Source organism: Actinomadura gamaensis (assembly GCF_042652125.1).
GTDB classification, from domain to species: Bacteria; Actinomycetota; Actinomycetes; order Streptosporangiales; family Streptosporangiaceae; genus Spirillospora; species Spirillospora gamaensis.
Map to the genome: position 1 here is coordinate 554,208 of NZ_JBHSIT010000006.1, position 20,045 is coordinate 574,252.

Below are 20,045 nucleotides of genomic sequence, written 5' to 3' on the forward strand. Positions count from 1 at the left end.
GGAACCTCTGATTTGCGAGCTGCCGGTATTCCCCCGCCCTGGTGCGGATTAGTTCGGCGTCTTGTGGGCGAGCGTGTCGGCGACGCGGGTCATGCGGGGGAGCGGTAGGGCGAATTCGTTGGTGGGGTTCCGGTAGGAGTAGCCGCCCGCGTTCACTCGGACGCCGGCGTGGGTGGTGGTCCAGGGGACCGGGCCCCACAGGCCTTGCCCGTCGAGGAGTGCGGTGGCAAGCCGTAGCGGTTCATCGACGCACGCGCGCACCCGCAACGCCTCCGCCAACCGAGCCACCGCTGACGGATCATCGCCGGGCACGGCCGTGTCGCCCAACGCCGGCAGAAGAAGGAGCAGCCGCGCGTCCGGATCGGACGTGCTGCCGCCGGGGGGAGAGCCGTCAGCGGCGGTCACCAGCTCGGGCCACGACAGCGCGGGCCCCATGAAGTGGCCCTCGTCGGAGGCCAGGGACTCGGCTCGTTCCCAGGAAGGATGGTGCAGGAGATAGTCGATCCCGAAATCACCCGGCAGGGTGCGGTAGACGATGTGCCAGCGGGCGCCGCCCGCCAGCGGGATCGTGAAGGCGGGCCACTCCGCCGATGCCCAGACCCGCTCGTAGAAGTCTTCGGCCGCCTCGTAATCGGCGCCGAACAGCAACGCACCCACCCGGTCGTCATGCGCCCAAGAGGCCAGATGCCCAAGCCAGAACAACCGGTCGTCGAGCAGCTCGGGGCGGTGCACGAGGGGGCCGCCGTCATATCCCGGCAACCGCACCGGGTACAGATCCGCACGAGTAGGCACGCCGTAATCATGCCGTAAGTGATCATGGCCGTGATGCAGAGTCCATCGCGCAGTCGATCCTCGCGCGAGAGGGGCGCAGCTCAGGGGCAAGCCGTAACCGAGGGATATCAAGTCGGGATAATGCGCCAGTGATCCCGATCTACACCACCGACACCATCCCGATCGCTGCGAGCGCGGGCACCGTCCTGCAAGCCTGGCCCGCCTGGGTCAATGAGGTCGACGACATCGGGCGCGGGCTCGACCAGCTCGCTCAGGACGCGGCCGGTCGCGGCGCCCACGCCATCGTGGGGTTGCGGATCTCCAGTTTTTGGAGCGAATCCCGCGTGAGAGTCAAGCACAGCCTGGTCGGCACGGCCGTGGTGCTGAGCACCGTTACGTCAACCTAGGTTGACATAAGGTCCCTTATCGCGCGAACGAGCGTGAACGTCATATGTGAAGCAGACCTTCCACCATGCGGGAACCCGTCACCGTCCAGGAGGGACGGCCGGGCTCCCTTAGAGCCTGTGAACAAACTGATCGGTCAGGGTGGGAGGAGTGGGGTGATGCGGGCGAGGCGTTTACTCATCACCATGATCATGGCCCAGACCCATGGCCTCGTGGGGGGCGGGCAGGCGTTCGTAGTCGCGGACGCAGCGGCGTCTGCAGGTGATCCAGGCCAGGGTGCGTTCGACCACCCGGCGGCGGGGTAGCACCACGAACTGGTGGGTGTCGGCGGGGCGGCGCATGACCTGGATGGCCAGGCCCAGGGCAGTGTGGGCCCAGGTCACCAGCTTGCCGGCGTAGGCGGTGTCGGCCCAGATCAGTGAGGTCTTGTCGAACCAGTCCCGGAGCCTGGTCAAGGCCAGGCGGGCACCGTCGCGGTCTTGCACCGACGCGGCGGTGACCACCACGACCAGCAGCAGCCCCAAGGTTAGGAGGGCCAACCCGGTAGGTGAGCTGCGTCCTAGGTAGCGCGCTCGAAACCGGAGCACGCCCCGCGGTGCCCGCCGCTCACCTGTCGTCCTTGACCAGTCGGCCCCCGGTGTCTTGCGCCGCCTGCACCTGCCATCCGGTGGGGAGCAGCAGCCGTCGTGACCGGTCGGCCACGCGTGCCCCGTCCAAGGAGGGGCTGACGGCGAACTCGGCGTTGCTGAAGACGGCGTCGTCGCCGAAGGTCGTGTCACCGAAGAAGGCGCCACCGCTGAAGGTCGCGTCATCAAAGAAGGCAGCGGCGTTGAATCTCGCTCGGTCGAAGTGGGCACTGCCGCTGAACACCGCACGGCCGAACACCGCGCTGCCGTCGAACCTCGCGCGGGTGAAGGCGGCGCCGGCTCTGAAGGTCGCGCCGGTACAGACGGCGCTGCCGCAGAACCGTGCGTCGCCGAAGGCGGCGTCGCCGGTGAACGTCGCGTTCTCGAAGAAGGCGCTGCCCTGAAAGACCACGCGGCCGAACACCGCGCCGCCACCGAAGCTCGCGTGGGTGAAGGAGGCCATGCCGCTGAAGGTGGCGTGAACAAACACAGCGCTGTCTCGGAACGTCGTGTCGGCGAAGGAGATGGTCTCAGCGAATGTTGCGCGGTCGAACCGAGCGACTCCGAGGAAGGTCGCGCCGGTGAAGTCGGCGCTGTCCAGTGCACAGTCGCGCAGGTCGAAGCCGGTGAGAGTGGCGTCGGACAGATCCAGGGCGATGCTTGTCCACCGGGTCGCGGCGTTCCGGGTGAGGTGGGCGCGAAGGATGCGTTGGGCGGTGAGACGGACGTGAAGTTCCTGGCGGTGTTGGGCGGCCGGATCAGGTGCGGCTGGCGGCGTGTAGGGCATCCGTAGATAGGAGCTGATGATGTTCACGATCGTCTGCTGGTGGCCGGTGTTGCTGTTGGCCAGCCGCTCCAGGGTGTACAGCGCGGTGAGCCGCACGACGGCCTGTGGGGACCCCAGTTGCTCGGCGGCCGCGTTGTACAGCTCGGTGATGCGGCGCTCGGCGGTGTCGTGTTCGGCGTTGCGCGCCAGCCGTTCTTGGTGGGCTTGCTGGGCGGCATCGACTTGGCGGGTGTGCGTGTGGGTGGCTTCGGCGAGAATGTGGGCGGCTTCGGCCAGCCGTTGACGCCGGTAGGCGGTCACCAACGCGAACAGGGCTCCGACGCCGGCGACCGTGCCGAGGATCACCTTGAGCACGTCGAGCAGTTGCGCGAGCGGAAGACTGTCAGCGTGCTGCACTTGTGGGAAGCCCAGCGCAGCCAACGCCGCCGTGATCAGGGTGGCCAGCCCGAGGACGACCGCGATCGCCGCGGCCGTCAGTGAACGGCGTATCGGCCACAGCCCCGCCGCCGCCTCCCGCTCTCGCGCAAGCTCACCGCCACGCTCGGAGAGGTCGGAGTCGTCTGCTGCGCGCTGCGGCGTCGCCTCACCCATGCCTGTCAGACGCGCCCGCAACAGACCGCGTTCACCTTCCCCGACTCCGGACTCTTTCCTGTGGCGGCCCCCGGCGACAGTGAACGTGCGCCGGTGGCGGGTTGAGCCACTTCCGTTAGACACGTGAGCTTGGACTTAGAGCCTGTGAACAAACTGATCGTGGGTTTGGTGTGGGGTAGACCGGTTCGGGTGGTTTCCGGGCACAGAGACGGGCCTTCTGGTTACGACGAAGGTGTCACCTCTTCGTCCAGAAAGGCCCGTCCATGTTGGACGCTCCCGAGGTCGCCGCTGTCACCCTGACGGCCCGATCGGTCTGTGCGTGTGTGGCGTGCCGGTTCGGGCACGGTGCCCGAACCGGCACGCGTTCCACCCACCGCTACACCAGCGACCCCACCGACGCCGAGTGGGCGGTGATCTGTGCGCGGATGGCGTGGCCGAGTTGGCTGGACGGCAACGGTGGCCGTCCCGAGGAGTACTGCCGCCGCGAGATCGTCGATGCGATCTTCTATGTGGCCGACAACGGGATCAAGTGGCGGAAGCTGCCCGCCGACTTCCCGCCCTGGCGCACCGTGTACGCCTGCTTCGCCCGGTGGTGGGCCGGGGAGGTCCTGGCGCTGCACGGCGACCTGCGCGACCAGGTCCGCGTGGCCGCCGACCGCGATATCGGCCCGTCCGCCGGGATCATCGATTCCCAGTCGCTACGCGCGGCCGAGACCGTCGGGGCCGCCACCCGCGGCTACGACGCGGGCAAGAACGTCAACGGCCGCCAACGCCACCTCGTGGTCGACACCTTGGGGCTGCTGCTGGTCGTGGTGGTCACCGCCGCGTCGGTGCAAGACCGCGACGGTGCCCGCCTAACCTTGACCAGGCTCCGGGACTGGTTCGACAAGACCTCACTGATCTGGGCCGACACCGCCTACGCCGGCAAGCTGGTGACCTGGGCCAACACTGCCGTGGGCCTGGCCATCCAGGTCATGCGCCGCCCCGCCGACACCCACCAGTTCGTGGTGCTACCCCGCCGCCGGGTGGTCGAACGCACCCTGGCCTGGATCACCTGCAGACGCCGCTGCGTCCGCGACTACGAACGCCTGCCCACCCCCCACGAGGCCATGGGTCTGGGCCATGATCATGGTGATGAGTAAACGCCTCGCCCGCATCACCCCACTCCTCCCACCCTGACCGATCAGTTCGTTCACAGGCTCTTACTCAGGCAGCGGACTGGTCCCGCCGCCGGAGCCGTCACACCATGTAGCTGCGGCCCATCGCCGATGACGCCAGCTCGTGGATGCCGTGGCCGGTGGTGAAGTGCCGTAGTCGACCTCCTCGCCGTTCTCCAGCGTCTCCACACCCAGCGCGAGGCCACTCAGCACGGCGATGCAGGTTTGGCGTAGCTGGCGCGTCGGCGAGGGAGTCGGCCACGCCGTCCTGGACGTTGATGGTGTCGTCGCCGTTGGAGGCAGTCACAGTCATGGTGTCGCCGGTGAGTTCGAGCGCCGGTCAGTTGCTGGCGTGGGCGGTGTTGTCGAGCCAGTGCTGGGCCAGGTCGGTGTCGCCGTCGATGTTGATCTTGTGGGCTCGGCCGTCGGTGAGGGGGAGCCGCCGGACCAGGGTCAGCAGCAGCGCTTGCGCCGGGCCGCTCACCGTCACATCGGCCTGCCGGACTCCAGGCTGCCACCTGGCCCCGTCGGGCCGCCTTTCGACGAGCCAGGCGTTCGCGCCGTCGGTGGCGTCGGTGGCCAGCCACTGCAGGGTCTGCCCGGTGCCCCGGATTGCGTGGGCCGACTTCGGCCGCTGAATCTCCCACGTGGGAGAGGTCAGCATCGCGAAATGGTTGCCGATGAGCGCGGCTGCGACCTCGGGATCGACCTCGGTCGGCCGGTCCGCCGCGGCGGCCGCGTCGAAGCCGTGGACGACCGCCTCGTTGAGCATGCTGGACATCCAGAACCGTCCCCCGGACCGCTGGTCCCCGGAGGCGTTGAACACCGGAGCCACCAGCGCCTCATCAGAGCACGCGTTCGCGACCCGCCGTGCGGATTCGGTCAGCCACGCCTGCCACTGACCGGGGTCGGTGGGGAACTCGGCCAGCTCGGAGGGCAGTTGGGTGGGGTCGGTGATGCGCCGCTCGACGATCTCCGCGACCCAGTTCTGAGTCTGGCCCACGTGCTTGACCAGCTCGGCGATGCTCCACTCCGGGGTTGTCGGCACGACGGCGGCGGGTCCGGCCGCGACGGCTGATTCGGCCAGGTGTCGGGTGTGCTCGACGATCGCGCGTCGGGCGAGGTCGGCGTTCAGCTCGGCCATGGGATAGCCCCTTATCGGTGGGTTCGTTGTGCTGGGACTGACTCGGGGTGCCAGTCGAACTCATCGGTGATCTGTGGAGCGGTCTGAGAGGTGACTTGGCGATGATCCCCTGATTCGTTTCATCGGGCACGCCGTTGAGGGTGCCGTCGCCGGCTCAATCTATGGCCAGGCCGCGATACCTGAGCGGTGGACCACGTTCCTGCACGTGCCGCTCCCCGGCTTTAACCAAGTGCTGAGAGCTGAAGAACTGCGCGACCTCGCCATGAACCTCGCGACCACGGGCGCAGGACATGCCGAGGCATAGCGAGGCTCTGTGGAACTGCGCTGGGTGTGACTTCGAGCTACACCCAGCGGCGATCGGAGGCCCGCCGCGGGAAAGCGGTCGACCGGCGCACTGACGCGGGAGCCGAGGGCGGCAGGACGTCGCCTGGGCCCAGAACAATCATGGGCGAATGGTGCAGAGAACCCGTAAGACGACCGAATTCGCGTTCTGTTCGGTTGGGGCGTTGGGATGGTGGCCCCGCGAGCCGCGCCCCCGGTTCGAGCGTGCGGTGACGCTGCGCTCGTCCCGGTTCGACTCGCGGGGCCTGTGCCCCGGCCTCCCAGGATGCCGTTTTGCCGGGGGCCGGGGCAGTCTGGTCCGCGCTGACGCGGGTGTCTAGCTGGACGCGGGGGTCCAGGCGACGGGCAGTTCTAGCGAGCGGCGGACGGTCGTCGCGTTCCATTTCACGTCGTCGGGTGCGACGGCCAGGCGCAGCGCCGGGAAGCGGGTGGTGAGTTTCTCGACGGCGATCTGGAGTTCGAGGACGGCCAGGTACTCGCAGAGGCAGACGCGCGGGCCGTGCCCGAACACCAGCAGCGGCTTGGGCTCGCGGGCACGACGATGTCGCCGGCGGCGATGGTGACGCCGTCCAGCTCGACGGTGCGCATCGCACGGCGCGGCTGGGCCGTCTCGAGGGTGCCGTTGGGGATGGTGCGGAGCGTCTCGTGGATGGCGCCGGGGATCGCGTCGGGATTGACGCACAGGTGGTGGTACAGGCTCGCACCTCGGGCGACGTAGGCGGTCATCTCCCGCAGCGCGGTCTCGGCCTCGAACGCGCGGTTGGGGCCGGTGGAGATGAACATGTCGCCCCAGGCGCGGAACTGCCCGCGGTCCTGCTCCGGGGTTTGCAGGACCTCGCCGACGGCGTGCAGCGGCATCGCCAGGGCCTCGACGATGTCGGTGGGTTCTCCGTCGGCGACCATCGTGTCGAGGAGCCGGTCGGTGAGCGCTTGGAGCGCGGGGCGCTGCTCGGCGATGCGGCGGGGGTGAACTCGCGGGCGACCAGCGAGCGCAGGGCGCGGTGGTGGTCGCCGTCCCAGCCCATGATGAGGGGGGCTGAGCTTCAGGTAGGGGTGGACGTCGTCGCCGTGCTCGCGGGAGAAGGTGTCGCTCTCGCCCAGCACGCGGCGGACCAGGTCGTAGCCGGTGACGTACCAGGCCGACGAGGTCGGCTTGACCAGGTCGGCGGGTTGCCCGTCGGGCCGGGCCGGCAGCTCGATCGGGACGACGCGGGAGCTGCCGGTGGGGACGGACAGCGACGCGCGCGGGTCGGCGGTCGGGGGAAAGGGGCACCCGTGAAGGCCGCTGCCTGCGCCGGTCAGCAGACCATGGTCCTGCCTGAGCTGCCGGCCAGTTCCTGAACCAGGACCGCTAGATCAAAGACCTCACCAGGCAACTCGCCCAGCGGGTCAGCAGCCCCCCACGCGGCGTTCATAACCTCGGTTGACGGGTTCGGCGCTGTGCTGAGCGCCCAGCTCCTGGCCGATACCGGAGGTGACCTGAAGGCCGGCTTCGGCAACTCCGGACGACTGGCCGCCTACGCCGGTCTGGCCCCCGTCCCCCTGTGACTCCGGACGCGTCACCGGCAACTTGCAGCGACCTCAGCGCTACCACCGGGGCCTGCGCGCAGTGTTCTACATGACCGCCCCTGTCCTCGATCAAGGTCAAGGACGGCCCTCCCGCCACTTTAATGACAGCAAGCGCAGCGAAGGGAAGATGCACACCCAGGCGCTCATCGCTCTGGCGCGCCGCCTGGTCGATGTCATCTGAGCACTCCTGCGCGACGGTCGCCAGTTCCAAGCCAGCCCGTCGCTCATGGTGCGAGCGGCTTGACACCATCATTGAAACTCCTGGGTGTGGCTGGCTGGTTGCCTCGATGGAAGCCAAATGGCCAGGTCAGCCGTCATGATCAACCGGGGCGGTCGCCCACACCGAAGGGAGCCTGACCATGCAACCCATGACTCGTGACGAACTGCTCTCCCTGCCTCCCACGACCACGATCGAGACCGCTGCACGCGCCCTCGGGCTCGGACGAACCCGCGCCTGTCAACTCGCGAAGGACGGATGTTTCCCCTACAGGGTCATTCGTGTCGGGGTGAGTTACCGTGTCGTCACTGCGGACCTCCAGCGGCTACTGGAACAAGCTCCGGTCACTGATCCGACTGAATAGTGGGCTGGCCGCCCGATGGGCGGTCAGCCCAGCCGGGCTCGGAGCCACGGGATGCGGAACGTCAGGCTCAGGTGGCGAGCTCCTGCGGCGCCAATCGCTGAGCGTGCAGACAGCACTCTTGAGCGGGTCCCGAGCTGAATCGGCTGACTCGGCGCCCAAGAGATTGCCGCGCTTATGGGCCTGCACGCGAAGCGGCTCCCCACGTGTCTTGTTTGGTCGGAGACGTTGAGTGGTGCCCGTACACCGCCTTCTGTACCGACGATCTCCACCCATGCGAGTTCCGAGGTGAACTCGACGACGAGGGCGCAAGTCGTCAATCGCTTGGTCACCTCAGTGACCTCCGTGAGGGACGTGAGGGAGACGGCCGTCAGCCAGGCCGCCCCACTGGTGATGAGGTGTGCCCACCCCATGGCACTGAGCCGTCGCGGTTGCTCTCTTCGACTGCTGTAGGAGGGGCTGCGCTGTCAGGGCGGAGTGCCCTCCATCTGGTCGCCGGACCCTCTGCTGGGCACGGACGGTGCCGGACGCTGATGTTCGGTCTCGCGGACGAATGGCGGACAAACGATCAAAGGCCGGTTCCTGATCTTCAGGAACCGGCCTCTGAGCTGGTACTTCTGGTGGGCGATACTGGGTTCGAACCAGTGACCTCTTCGGTGTGAACGAAGCGCTCTCCCACTGAGCTAATCGCCCGTGCTGGTCGGCCTTGCGGCGTTCCCGGCAGGAAGAACTCTAGCGCATGTGCGGGGGTGTTCGCGCACGGACGCTGTGGTCTGAAAGTCGGGACGCTGGTCCTGGTATTCAGGGTGTGGCCGGGGGAGATGAAGGTTACGCTTGGGTAGGTTTGTCGTTCCCTGATGCGTTCGTGGCTCGTGTCGGAGGTGATGGGCGTGTCCAGGTTGGTGGACTTCTCCGGGCTCGCCGCCGAGCAGCGGCGGCGGCTGGCGGACGCGGCGGACGAGCTGCGGCCCTACGTGCCGGCCATCGCGGGGGAGGCGGCGGAGAGCATCCGGCGCGAGATCCCGCAGTACGGACGGCCGCACGATCCGCGGTACGGGCAGGCGGTGAGCAAGGCCGTCGAGGAGCTGATCGGGCACTTCATCGATCTGATGGGGGAGCGGGACGTCTCGTCGGACGAGGTGCTCGCGTACTTCCGGGAGCTGGGGGCGGGGGAGGCGCGGGAGGGGCGGTCGCTCGACGTGTGGCAGGCGTCGGTGCGGATCGGGGCGGGGATCGCGATCGGACGGCTGACCGAGCAGGCGGAGAAGCTCGGGCTCGGGGGGAACGTCAGCGAGGTCGGGTACATCGCGCGGGAGGTCTTCGCCTACACCGACCGGATCGCGGAGGTCGTCGGAGAGGGGCACGCGGAGGCCCAGGCGCGCGCGGAGGGGGAGCGGGAGGGGCGGCGCCGGAGGCTGATCGACCTGCTGCTGACGGACGAGCCCGACGCCGGTGAGCTGCGGGAGGCGGCCGGACGGGCCGGGTGGGCGCTGCCGCAGACCGTCGCGGCGGTCGCGCTGGCGCTGTCCGGTCGGGATCCGGCGCACCGGCCCGCGCTGCCGCCGGACGCGCTGGTCGGCCTGCACCTGGAGGAGCCGTGCGTGATCATGCCGGACCCGGAGGGGCCCGGACGGCGGCATCAGCTGGAGACCGGCCTGGACGGGTGGGTCGCGGCGGTCGGCCCCGCGGTCGGGACGGACCGGGTCGCGCGGTCGCTGCGGTGGGCGCGGCGCGCGCTGGGGCTGGCGACCGAGGGCGTGATCGGCGACGACAAGCTGATCGTCGCGACCGAGCACATGCCGCTGCTGGTGATGACGGGGGAGCGGGACCTGGTGGCGCTGGTCGCCGACCGGCGGCTCGCGCCGTTGCGGAAGGTCCGGCCCGCGCTGCGGCGGGTGCTCGCCGAGACGCTGCTGGCGCTGATCGAGTGCCGGTTCAACGCGACGGTCGTGGCGACGCGGCTGAGCCTGCACGCGCAGACCGTCCGGTACCGGCTGCGGAAGCTGGAGGACCTGTTCGGGCCCGTGCTGCACGAGCCGGCCGTCCAGCTGGAGCTGCACATGGTGCTGCGGGCCTGGCTCGCGATGACGCCCGACGAAGCGGAGTGAAAGGCGAACGTCCCGCCGGGGGCCGGCGGGACGTTGCGGAGCGGTCAACTTCCGGCGGGGGCCGGGCGGGGCGTGACGGTGACCGGTTTCGCCGGGACCGTGACCTGGACGCGGCCGACCCGGCGCCCGGAGCGCCCGTCACGGCGGGTCAGCCGCAGCTTGAGGAGGGAGAGGCCGCAGCTGCAGGCCAGCGCGGCGAGCCACGCGGCCTGGGCGGACGTCAGGTCGCCGTGGTCCTCGGTGGCGGACGAGCGCAGCACGAGCGCCGGGCCGGGCTGGGCGAGGGAGCCCGGCGCGATCTGCGGCGGCGCGACCGGAGGGGCGGCCACCTGGGGCAGGGCCACCGAGTCGGACGGCGGCGTGTTCGTCGGCAGCGTCCCGGTGGGCAGCGTGCCGGACGGCAGCGTCGGCTGGTTGCCCGTCGAGCCGGGCGGCACCGACGACGAGGAGCCGGTGACCGTGAACGACGCCGACCCGGACGCCGAGGACGCGTAGCTCGCCGAGGCCCGCGCCGTCACGGTGATCGTCCCGGACGACGCGTTCGACGGCACGACGATCTGCGTGATCGCGCTCCGCGGCCCGCGCACCGCGCCGAGGGACGTCGTCGAGGGCGACACCGAGACGCCCGGCGCGGAGATCCGCACGACGGTGTTCTCGGCGGTCGCGCCCGACGCGGTCACCCGGACGGTCGCGACCAGCACACCGCCCGCCGCGACCGACGTGGACGACACCTGCACGCTCACCGCCAGCGCCGGGTGCGCGGGCCGTCCGTGCGGCGGGGACGCGGGACCGGTCGGGTCCGGCGAGTGCGGATGCGACGGCGGCGGTGACGAGGGCGGCGTCTTGGTGGGCGAGGACGTCGTCGGCGTCGGCGTCGGGCTCTCCGACCGGGTCGGCGTCGAGGACGGCGTCGTCGTCGGGGTGGGCGTCGGGCTGTCGGACACCGGCTCGGCGACGCCGCTGAACCGGGCCATGGGCGTCCGCCCGGAGCCCGGATGGCGTCCGCCGCCGTCCAGGCTCGCCGCGACCGGGACGATCCAGGCCGTGCCGAGTCCGATCACCAGGACGGGTCCCGCGACCCGGGCGCTTCGAGGCACGCGCATTTTCTCCGCCAATCTCCGAAGGCGTCTCGCCCGTTCTTCCGGGGCGTCCCGGCCGATGTCCGAAGCCGGGGAACGCCTTGGATGGGATCACGCGGCCGTACCGGCGGCAACCGGTTACCGGCCGTTCTATAACCAACCGCTTACAGCCTTTGCGGCGCGCGCCCCGAATTGTCACCGGACGCGCGTCGCCCGCCATCGCCGTCGCCGCTACCGAGGCGCGCGGCGTCCCTGTCGCCGTGTCGCGGTCACTCGGCCGGGTGGCGGCGGTAGCGCATCGCGCGCAGCACCACCTCGATACCGAAGCGGCTGTCGGGGTCGCGCAGCCGGTCGCCGAGGATGCGTTCGAGCTGCCGCATCCGGTACCGCACCGTCTGCGGGTGGACGTGCAGCCGCTCGGCGATCTCGGCCGCCGTCCCGCGCGTGACCAGCCATTCCCGCAGCGTCTCGGTGAGCCGGTCCGCCTGCGCGGGGGTGAGCCCGTTGAACGGCGCGAGCTGGCGGCGCGCGAGCTGGTCGAGAAGCTGGACGTCCGACAGGAGCCACAGCGTGGACAGGTGCTCCTCGCACTGCACCAGCGGCCCGGCCGTCAGGACGTCCCGGGCGGCGAGCGCGAGCGCCTGCCGCGCCCAGCGCAGCGAGTCGGACGCGCGGGACGGCACGACCGGCAGCCCGACCGCCGCCCGGTGCTCGGGGATCGCGGCGCGCAGCATCGCCAGCCGCCCGGGCGTCACCGGGCCGGGGAACAGCAGGTGGGGGGCCGGATCGTCCAGGTCGGTCAGGACGTCGCCGTCCAGCGCGCCGCGCACGCACCGTCCGCGCGGCTGGATCGCGACCAGCACGACCTCCTGCGGGACGGTCCAGCCCGCGGCCGACGCCAGCTCGCGGATCGCGGCCGGGGACGCCGGCGGACGGTCCAGCAGCAGCCGCAGCAGCCGGCGCCGCCGCTCCTCGGTGACGGCCGCCGGACTGCGCTTGGCCTGCACGTATCCGTCCAGGGCGAGCGCGGCGAGCCGGTCCATGTGGTCGAACACCGCGTCCGCGAGCCGGGCCATGACGGCGGGCGACACCTCGTGCTTCGGCGCGACCTTCATGATCCGCCGCCACGCGGTCTGGCCGCTGATCCGGAACGCCGCCTGGAGGCACTCCATGCTGCGCCCCTCGCGCGCCTCCAGCTCGCCGAGCCGCCGGCACGCGTCCTCGTCGGCGGACGCCGCGCGCCCGGCGGCGCCGCCCTCGACGCGGTCCACGAACACCGAGAGCTGGCGCTCCACGCTGGCGCGCAGCACCTGGCCGTACGGGCTGTCGATCGGCCCGGCGTACTCGGGGATGTGCCGGCGGATCTCGGCGATGATCTCGTCGGTGAGGCCGGGCAGCTCCGGCCGCATCATGATGGCGAGCTCGCGCGGAAGCGGCGGCACCGGCCCGGCCGGGATCCGTCCCTCCTGGTGGTCGAGCGTCTGCGTCATCGGTAAACCTCCTCGCCGTCGGCGTCCGGCCCCTCCCGCCCCGCCTCCGCGGGGGTCCGCGGGGGTGGGAACGAGCCGGTGCGCCGAGTGCGGCACGGGACCGCGGGACGGGGCGGGACGCGCCGAGCGGGGAACCCCTGCGCGCCGTCCCACCGCGGTCCGGGACTGACCCGAAGCTAGAACAGCGGTGGCCGATCCCATACTCAACGGCTGCCAAACAGACCGCTCCGAATGTGCGTCCCGCTCACAGAAACCACCCGTCCCGCCACCCGCACGAACTTCCCGGCCGTTTCCCGACGTGCATATGAACGCCGTTCTGGCGCCCGATGACAACGTTCCGGCGATCTTTGTCATCTGCGGACAAAGCCTTTGGATAGCACTCGATGACAACGCCCCGAGGGGATGTGCTCATCGAACGTCAAATGCTTGTTTCGGGTATTACGCAGCGGCAATTCGCCTTCCTATCGTGTCCGGCAGCCCACGGGCGGATGCCCGCGGACGGAACGGAAGGCGGCGATGAGACTTTCTCCCACCCCCCGGCGCGCCCGAGCCGCCGTCGTCGCGGCCGTCCTGCTGGGCGCGCTCCTGACCGTCCTGTCCGCCGGCCGCCCCGACCCGGCGTCCGCGCAGTCGCCGGGGCCCAAGCTCGCCGCGCCGGACGGCGTGACGCTCGGCTTCACCTGCGACTACCCCCTCATCGGCAAGCAGGACCTGGACGTCACGATCAAGCTGAACGTGCCGCGCGTGGTGGTCGCGGGCAGCAACTTCAGCGACCACACCCGGTTCGACACCGTCGCCACGGTCAGCCCGAAGACCACGACCGGGCTCCGTGCCCAGGACGCCGCGACGATCGAGGGCACCGCGCTGGCCAAGGCGACGGTCGTCCTGCCGACGCAGCAGGTGCACATCAAGAGCTCCGCCTCGATGGTGAAGACGAAGGTCCCGCCGGGGGGCGGCTTCCGCGTCCAGGCGAACGGAACCGCGCCGAGCTTCGAGTCGGACGATCCGGGCGACGGCAGGATCGAGCTGACCTCGCTGACGTTGACGCCGCTCCTGCTGAAGGCGGACGGCAGCCTCACCGATCTCGGCAAGGACTTCGACGTCGCCTGCACGCAGACGAGGGGGTCGAACGTCCTCGCGCAGTTCAAGGTCGTGGCGTCCGACACGGTGCCGCCGACGAAGCCCGGCGCTCCGGCCGTCGTCGCCCAATCGCCGACCAGCGCGACGCTGGCCTGGACGCCGTCCACCGACGACGTCGGCGTCAAGGGCTACAACGTGTACGACGGGACGAAGCGGGTCGCGAGCGTGTACGACGGCGACACGCTCGTGGAAGTCGACGGCCTGGCGGCGGGACCGCACGACTTCACGGTCAAGGCGCTGGATCTCGGCGACAACCCGTCGGCGGCGAGTGATCCGACGACGGTGCAGATCGGTGCGGACATTCCCGAGAAGGTTCCGCCGACCGCGCCGACGGGGCTGCGGGTGCCCGTGGACGGGGATCCGCCCAAGCCCCTGGTGGGCGGGACGTGGGCACGGCTCGAATGGACGGCGTCCACCGACAACGTCGGCGTGGCGGAATACGAGATCCTCAGCGGCGGCAAGGTCGTGGCCACTGCTCCCGCGACCGACCAGCCGTGGGGGTGGGTGCAAGAACTCACGCCGCTCAGCACCTACACGTTCACCGTGCGAGCCCGGGACGCGGCCGGGAACGTGTCGCAGCCGTCCAACGCGATCACCGTGCACACCGGGAAGGGGCCGCCCAGCGGGTGCGGTGTCTATCCGGGGGCGCCGGCCGACCTGTCCTCGCACGGATGCCTGTACATGGCGGGCTTCAACAACGTGAACAAGCTGGACGGCGCGGCGATCGTCAACGATCCCAAGCAGGATCCGGTGTTCGCGAACGTCGCGTTCAAGACCGTGGAGCAGAAGTACATCAAGGCGCGGTTCCGGTTCGCGAGCCCGCCGCGGTCGAAGACGACGCTGCTGACGTTCGGGTTCATGCCGACCACCGCGACGATGGAGCTCGACCAGATCGGCGACGGCGAGATGGACGGCACCTACAAGGGCGACGGCTACGACGTCACAGCCACCGCGACCGTCCGGGTGCGGATCTACGACGCGAAGGCGAACGGCGCGGTCGTCGACGTCGGCCCGCGCTGCCGGAGCCGGACCCCGATGAAGATCACGCTGACTGCGAAGTCGGCCGATTTCAAGGACATCCTCGACGGCGGCCTCCTCACCGGAACGGTCACCATCCCGGCCTTCTCCGGGTGCGGTGTCGGTGAGGACATGAACCGGCTGTTCAACCATGCCATCTCCGGCCCCGGAAACCTCCTGAAGATCCGGCAGGGGCCGATCTGCAAGGTCGAGTCCGAAGAATGCCCGCCGGTCGAGCCGCAACGCTGAAAAAGGGAGCCATAAGTGAACGTCAGAATGCGGCGGGTAGCCGTCTCTGCCCTTGGCGCGGCAGTTCTTTTCGGTGCCGCGGCATGCGGCGGGAGCAAGGATGACGCCTCGCCGACGCAGCCGTCCGCCGCACCGGCGACCGCTCCGTCCAGCGCTTCGACCAGCGGGAAGCCCGCCCCGTCCAGCAAGGTGACGACCGCGCCCGACGCCGTGAAGAAATCGGCCGAGGCGAAGCGGAAGCTGGACGACTGCCTGAAACGGGCGGGCGTCCGGCCGATTCCGCCGAGCGGGCGACCGCTCAGCGACAAGGAGTCGGCGGCCGCTCGCAAATGCGCCGGCGAACTGCTCAGAAGTATTGGAACCAAGTGAGCGCGGAACCCGGAAAGTTTGTCAGGCGGGTCTGAGAACGACGCCACATCCGGAGCGTAGTTTACGGGCGTGAAACACCGTGCCGAACGCAAATCCGGAGGTGAGCTCGAATCGGGGGTGAAAATCCGTCGATGCGCATCATGCATCTGGTCGTAACTGAGAGGTAACGAGTGAGCAGCAAGTCTCGGGCGCTCCGCAAGGGAGCGGCCATCGGCGCCTCCGCCGGGGTCGTGGTCGGCCTCGCCGGGGCGCTCGGCGCCGGAACCGCCTCGGCGGCCCCGGCATCGCCGGCGCGGCCCATGCTGGCCGGCACGCACACGTTCAACTACACGTGTACCTACCCGCTCATCGGGAAGCGGCCGCTCAAGGTCGCGATCGACACCAACATCCCGGAGAAGCTGGGCGTCAGCCAGAACACCGGCAAGATCCAGGTGAGCTGGACGGCCACCCTCGGCGACGACACCACCTCGGGCCTGAACGCGGTGGACGGCGCGTCCATCGAGGGCTCGGCCGAGGCGAAGGCCCAGGTCGTCGGCCCCGGCTACCCGAACGGGGTCAACGTCTCCACCAAGAACGCGCTGCAGCCGACGCCGATCCCCTCCTCCGGATCTTTCCAGATCAAGGGATACGGCGAGGCCCCCGGCATCTCGTTCGACTCGGCCGGGCAGGTCACCGCCAAGCTCGGCGACATGAACCTGAACGTCCTGCTCAAGAAGAAGGACGGCACGCCGGGCGCGCTCGGCACCTTCAAGGCGCCCTGCACGATGGACGCCGGCCAGGACGCGACGGTCGCCAGCGGCCAGGTCGTCGACGGCGACCAGACGCTGCCGACGCCGGTGACGCCGCCCTCGTACTTCCCGTACACGGGTGCGCCGGTGAGCCCCGGCCAGCTGAGCTACGCCTTCAACCTCAAGGGCAGCTCCTTCATCAAGTCGCCGAACGGCACCATGCCGCTCGACGGCAGCATCGGTGTCAAGGTGGACGGCGCGACCGGCGCGATCACCGGTGACCTGACGCTGAAGAAGGCCACCGGCAAGATGAACATCCTCGGCTTCCTGCCCGTGGACGCCACGGTGGACTTCGCCCAGGTGGGCCAGACCGTCGGCACCTACGCCAACGGCGAGATCAAGACCACCTCGACGATGTACATCAAGCTCCCGGTCATGAGCCTGATGGGCATCCCGCTGGGCGGCGGCGACCAGTGCCAGAGCAGCAAGCCGTCCGCGATCGACATGTTCTCCACGCCCGGCCAGTTCTTCGACCCGAAGAAGGGCGGCCCCTACAAGGCGTCGAACTACGTCATCTCGGACATCGTGAACTGCGGTCCGCTGAACGGGATCCTCAGCATCTTCACCGCCGGCTCCGGCAACACGATCGACGCCAACCTCACCCCGTCGGCCTGACGGCCGACCGCGCACCCGGGGTCTGACGCCCCGGCTCCTCTCCGCGCGTGAACGCGGTCCGTCCCCGCCCGGCGGCGGGGACGGACCCGCGCGCCCCTGCTCCCGAACCACCCCAGAGTTCCTCCTCCCAACGAGAGGCAGCAGGTGAAACGCCACAGAAGTAGAGTCGCGGCGGTAGTGGCCGCCGCGGCGACGGTCGCGACCGGGCTGGTCGCCTTCGCGACCGGCCCGGCCTCGGCGGACACGCCGCAGCTGTCGCTGGACTACCGCTGCGACTACCCGCTGATCGGCATGCAGGACGTGCATGTCGACATCTCGTCCGACATCCCGGACACCACGACCGCCGGGGTGCAGAACCCGGCGTTCAACATCAAGGCCGTGTCGACGATCGGTGCCGACACCACCTTCGGTCTCAACACCATGGGCGCGGCCACGATCGAAGGCACCGCCAAGGCGCAGGCCAAGGTCTACTCGCCCGACTACCCGAACGGCGTCGGGGCCAACACCACGGTCACGCTGGACAAGGCCAACGTCCCGGCCACGGGGTCCTTCGCGGTCAACGCCGCGGGCAAGACCCCCGCGCTGGAGTTCGACACCGCGGGCTGGGGCGCCATCAACGTCGGCAACCTGACGCTCACCGTCACGCCGAAGGACGCCGCGGGCAACCCGACCGCGCTCGGCACCCTGACGGTGAACTGCTACCAGAAGCCCGGGCAGCACAACGTCCTGAAGCAGTTCTACGTGGACGACGGCAAGACGCCGAAGCCGCCCAAGCCGGACCCGGTCGACAAGCCGGTCCAGGGACCGACGGAGTACCCGAGCCCGACCTACCCGTCGAACCCGCATGAGATCACGCTCACCTACATGTGCCCCTACCCCCTGATCGGCAAGCACCCGCTGTCGGTCAAGGCGACGATCGACTACCCGGCGACGATCCACGTCGGCGAGTACGCGCCGCCGATCCACATCAAGTCGCTGAGCACCACCGACGACGGTACGGTCGAGGGCCTCAACTCGCTCGACCCGGCCCCGGCCACCATCGAGGGCTCGGCCAAGGCCACGTCGACGCTGATCGTCCCGGAGATCACGGGTTACCCGGACAACGGCCTGAAGGCCTACGTCAACCTGCCCATCGCCAAGACCCCGATTCCCGCGACCGGGCATCTGGAGATCCCGGCCGAGGGCGACGCTCCGAAGATGGTCTTCAAGACCAAGGGCAAGGGCTACCTGAAGGTCGGTGACATCCAGCTGACGATGACGCCGCGGCTCGCCGACGGTTCGCCGCAGCCCGACATCGGCACGTTCACCAAGACCTGCGTCCAGGACGCCGGCCAGCAGAACACGATCGCCTCGTTCGACATCGTGGACAGCGGCCCGCCCCCGCCCACGCACCTGCCCGCGACCGGTCTGGCGGCCGGCACGCCCACCGACACGACCGTCCCGCTCAGCTGGAACGCCCCGTCGAGCGGCACGCCGACCGGCTACGAGGTCTACAACGGCTCGACCAAGGTCGCGGACGTCCCCGCCGGCACCACCAAGTACACCGTCACGGGCCTGACTCCGGAGACCAAGTACACCTTCGGCGTCGTCGCGGTCTACTCGGACGGCAAGTCCGACCCGGTGACCGTGGACGCCACCACCGGCAAGACCCAGCCTCCGGCGCCCGCGAAGGTGACCGGCCTGGCGACCGACGGCGACCCCGGCACCACCCAGGTCGCCCTCAAGTGGGACAAGTCGGCCAACGCCACGTCCTACGAGGTCTACAACGGCTCGACCAAGGTCGGGGAGACCGCCGACACCAAGTTCACGGTCTCCGGCCTCACCCCGAAGACCAAGTACACCCTCGGCGTGGTCGCGGTGAACGGGACGGCCAAGGCCGACGCCACGACGATCGACGTCACCACGGCCGACACGCCCAAGCCCCCGCCGGCGGCGGTCACCGGGCTCGCCACCGACGGCGACCCGACCGACACCACCATTCCGGTGAAGTGGAACGCGTCCGCGGACGCGACCTCCTACGAGGTCGACGTCAACGGCGCCAAGGTCGCGGACAACGTCACCGACACCAAGTACACGGTCAGCGGCCTCAAGGCGGAGACCAAGTACACCATCACCGTCTACGCGGTGAACGTGAACGGCAGGTCCGACGCGGCGTCCATCGACGCCACCACGGGCAAGACCCCCATCGCGCTGCCGCAGCCGGTGACCGACCTGGCGGTGGACGGCACTCCGGCCACCACCTCGGTCGCGCTGAAGTGGACCGCGGGCAAGGACGCCAAGACCTACACGATCTACAACGGCTCCACCAAGATCGCTGAGAACGTCACCGACACCAAGTACACCGTCACCGGCCTCAAGGCCGGCACGAAGTACACCTTCGGGGTCGTGTCGGTGAACGACGCGGGCCAGTCCAAGCCCGTCACGCTCGACGTGACCACGGCGGACGAGCCGGGCCACGCGCCCGCGGACGTCACGGGCATCACCCTGGTCGGCGCGCCGACCGCGAGCTCGGCCACGATCAAGTGGAACCCGTCGGAGGGCGCGGACTCCTACGAGGTGACCGTCAACGGCACGACCTACCCGGTCAACGGGACCCAGTACACGATCACCGGCCTGACGGCGAACAGCCACTACACCGTCTCGATCGTCGCGGTGAACAAGTACGGGAAGTCCAAGCCCACCCCGTTCGAGATCACGACCGGCGGCGGCAACCCGGGCGGCAAGTTCGGCTACGCCCTGGCGGGCTCGTCGTTCGTCAAGGCCGCCAACGGCACCGTGAAGCTCACCGGCGGCATCCAGGGCAACCTGGACGCGTCCGGCAAGTTCACCGGTGACCTGAAGCTGGACAAGACGAGCGGGACGTTCAACCTGCTCGGCTTCATCCCGGCGACCGCCGACGTGGACTTCGTCCAGCAGGGCCAGACCACCGGCACGCTGTCGGGCAGCAGCCTGACCTCCACCTCCAAGATGGTCGTCAAGCTGCCCTCGGTGAAGGTGTTCGGGTTCGAGGTCGGCGGCGGGGCCACCTGCCAGACGACCGCCCCGGCGCAGATCGACCTGAAGTCGACCGACTTCAACCAGGCGACCGGTGGGAACCTCACCGGCACCTACACCCTTCCGCAGGTCAGCGGGTGCGGCATGCTCACCCCGCTGATCAGCGCCCTGACCGCCGGGTCCGGCAACACCGTCGCGGTCAAGCTCACCAAGGCGGGCTGAGCCC

General features: G+C 69.7%; 16 protein-coding genes and 1 tRNA gene. 9 read left to right on the top strand and 8 right to left on the bottom strand.

What is annotated here, in order from left to right; translation table 11 throughout:
- Positions 1 to 48: 48 nt before the first annotated feature.
- Complete coding sequence (locus ACFPCY_RS23000; RefSeq protein ID WP_378258313.1) at positions 49 to 792, bottom strand: hypothetical protein; 744 nt, start codon at positions 790 to 792, stop codon at positions 49 to 51.
- 128 nt (positions 793 to 920) lie between these two features.
- On the opposite strand from ACFPCY_RS23000, the gene ACFPCY_RS23005 reads away from it, so the two are divergent.
- Entirely contained in the window at positions 921 to 1,178 is a 258-nt protein-coding gene (locus tag ACFPCY_RS23005; RefSeq protein WP_378258314.1) for a hypothetical protein, read from the top strand.
- A 171-nt stretch (positions 1,179 to 1,349) separates the two neighbouring features.
- Here the strand turns inward: ACFPCY_RS23005 and ACFPCY_RS23010 are convergent, their stop codons facing one another.
- Both ACFPCY_RS23010 and ACFPCY_RS23015 read right to left on the bottom strand, forming a co-directional pair.
- Positions 1,350 to 1,715 (bottom strand): transposase, encoded by a 366-nt coding sequence (locus tag ACFPCY_RS23010; RefSeq protein WP_378258315.1) that lies wholly within the window; start codon positions 1,713 to 1,715, stop codon positions 1,350 to 1,352.
- A gap of 67 nt (positions 1,716 to 1,782) precedes the next feature.
- Positions 1,783 to 3,180 (bottom strand): pentapeptide repeat-containing protein, encoded by a 1,398-nt coding sequence (locus ACFPCY_RS23015; RefSeq protein WP_378258317.1) that lies wholly within the window; start codon positions 3,178 to 3,180, stop codon positions 1,783 to 1,785.
- A 263-nt stretch (positions 3,181 to 3,443) separates the two neighbouring features.
- Here ACFPCY_RS23015 and ACFPCY_RS23020 point away from each other — a divergent pair, with 263 nt between their 5' ends.
- A complete protein-coding gene (locus ACFPCY_RS23020) occupies positions 3,444 to 4,322 on the top strand; it encodes an IS5 family transposase (RefSeq protein WP_378258318.1) in 879 nt (292 codons plus the stop codon).
- A gap of 355 nt (positions 4,323 to 4,677) precedes the next feature.
- Here the strand turns inward: ACFPCY_RS23020 and ACFPCY_RS23025 are convergent, their stop codons facing one another.
- On the bottom strand, positions 4,678 to 5,481 hold the full coding sequence (locus ACFPCY_RS23025) for a maleylpyruvate isomerase N-terminal domain-containing protein (protein ID WP_378258320.1): 804 nt from the start codon (positions 5,479 to 5,481) through the stop codon (positions 4,678 to 4,680).
- A gap of 726 nt (positions 5,482 to 6,207) precedes the next feature.
- Positions 6,208 to 6,927 carry a cytochrome P450 family protein gene (locus ACFPCY_RS23030; protein ID WP_378258322.1) on the bottom strand — a complete coding sequence of 240 codons (720 nt, stop codon included), beginning with the start codon at positions 6,925 to 6,927 and terminating at the stop codon, positions 6,208 to 6,210.
- A gap of 309 nt (positions 6,928 to 7,236) precedes the next feature.
- On the opposite strand from ACFPCY_RS23030, the gene ACFPCY_RS23035 reads away from it, so the two are divergent.
- Both ACFPCY_RS23035 and ACFPCY_RS23040 read left to right on the top strand, forming a co-directional pair.
- Positions 7,237 to 7,371, top strand: a complete 135-nt coding sequence (locus ACFPCY_RS23035) for a transposase (RefSeq protein WP_465251235.1) — start codon at positions 7,237 to 7,239, stop codon at positions 7,369 to 7,371.
- A gap of 61 nt (positions 7,372 to 7,432) precedes the next feature.
- A complete protein-coding gene (locus tag ACFPCY_RS23040) occupies positions 7,433 to 7,573 on the top strand; it encodes a hypothetical protein (protein WP_378258326.1) in 141 nt (46 codons plus the stop codon).
- Positions 7,574 to 8,588: 1,015 nt separating this feature from the next.
- Here the strand turns inward: ACFPCY_RS23040 and ACFPCY_RS23045 are convergent.
- Positions 8,589 to 8,663: transfer RNA gene (locus ACFPCY_RS23045), tRNA-Val, on the bottom strand.
- 197 nt (positions 8,664 to 8,860) lie between these two features.
- Here ACFPCY_RS23045 and ACFPCY_RS23050 point away from each other — a divergent pair.
- On the top strand, positions 8,861 to 10,078 hold the full coding sequence (locus ACFPCY_RS23050; RefSeq protein WP_378258328.1) for a PucR family transcriptional regulator: 1,218 nt from the start codon (positions 8,861 to 8,863) through the stop codon (positions 10,076 to 10,078).
- A gap of 44 nt (positions 10,079 to 10,122) precedes the next feature.
- On the opposite strand, the gene ACFPCY_RS23055 is transcribed toward ACFPCY_RS23050, so the two are convergent.
- On the bottom strand, positions 10,123 to 11,175 hold the full coding sequence (locus tag ACFPCY_RS23055) for a hypothetical protein (protein ID WP_378258330.1): 1,053 nt from the start codon (positions 11,173 to 11,175) through the stop codon (positions 10,123 to 10,125).
- Between the two features lie 251 nt (positions 11,176 to 11,426).
- A complete protein-coding gene (locus ACFPCY_RS23060; RefSeq protein WP_378258332.1) occupies positions 11,427 to 12,647 on the bottom strand; it encodes an RsbRD N-terminal domain-containing protein in 1,221 nt (406 codons plus the stop codon).
- A 516-nt stretch (positions 12,648 to 13,163) separates the two neighbouring features.
- Here ACFPCY_RS23060 and ACFPCY_RS23065 point away from each other — a divergent pair.
- The 4 genes from ACFPCY_RS23065 (at position 13,164) to ACFPCY_RS23080 (ending at position 20,041) form a co-directional block, all read left to right on the top strand.
- Positions 13,164 to 15,053 carry a DUF6801 domain-containing protein gene (locus tag ACFPCY_RS23065; protein ID WP_378258334.1) on the top strand — a complete coding sequence of 630 codons (1,890 nt, stop codon included), beginning with the start codon at positions 13,164 to 13,166 and terminating at the stop codon, positions 15,051 to 15,053.
- Between the two features lie 15 nt (positions 15,054 to 15,068).
- Complete coding sequence (locus ACFPCY_RS23070) at positions 15,069 to 15,422, top strand: hypothetical protein (RefSeq protein WP_378258336.1); 354 nt, start codon at positions 15,069 to 15,071, stop codon at positions 15,420 to 15,422.
- A 170-nt stretch (positions 15,423 to 15,592) separates the two neighbouring features.
- Positions 15,593 to 16,825 carry a DUF6801 domain-containing protein gene (locus ACFPCY_RS23075; RefSeq protein ID WP_378258338.1) on the top strand — a complete coding sequence of 411 codons (1,233 nt, stop codon included), beginning with the start codon at positions 15,593 to 15,595 and terminating at the stop codon, positions 16,823 to 16,825.
- 177 nt (positions 16,826 to 17,002) lie between these two features.
- Entirely contained in the window at positions 17,003 to 20,041 is a 3,039-nt protein-coding gene (locus tag ACFPCY_RS23080) for a fibronectin type III domain-containing protein (protein ID WP_378258340.1), read from the top strand.
- The last annotated feature ends 4 nt before the right edge of the window (positions 20,042 to 20,045 follow it).

What these genes read in the sequence shown, in the direction of transcription:
- ACFPCY_RS23025 (WP_378258320.1), bottom strand. Translation starts at nt 5,481, where the DNA reads ATGGCCGAGCTGAACGCCGACCTCGCCCGACGCGCGATCGTCGAGCAC.
- ACFPCY_RS23015 (WP_378258317.1), bottom strand. Translation starts at nt 3,180, where the DNA reads ATGGGTGAGGCGACGCCGCAGCGCGCAGCAGACGACTCCGACCTCTCC.
- ACFPCY_RS23020 (WP_378258318.1), top strand. Translation starts at nt 3,444, where the DNA reads ATGTTGGACGCTCCCGAGGTCGCCGCTGTCACCCTGACGGCCCGATCG.
- ACFPCY_RS23060 (WP_378258332.1), bottom strand. Translation starts at nt 12,647, where the DNA reads ATGACGCAGACGCTCGACCACCAGGAGGGACGGATCCCGGCCGGGCCG.
- ACFPCY_RS23065 (WP_378258334.1), top strand. Translation starts at nt 13,164, where the DNA reads ATGAGACTTTCTCCCACCCCCCGGCGCGCCCGAGCCGCCGTCGTCGCG.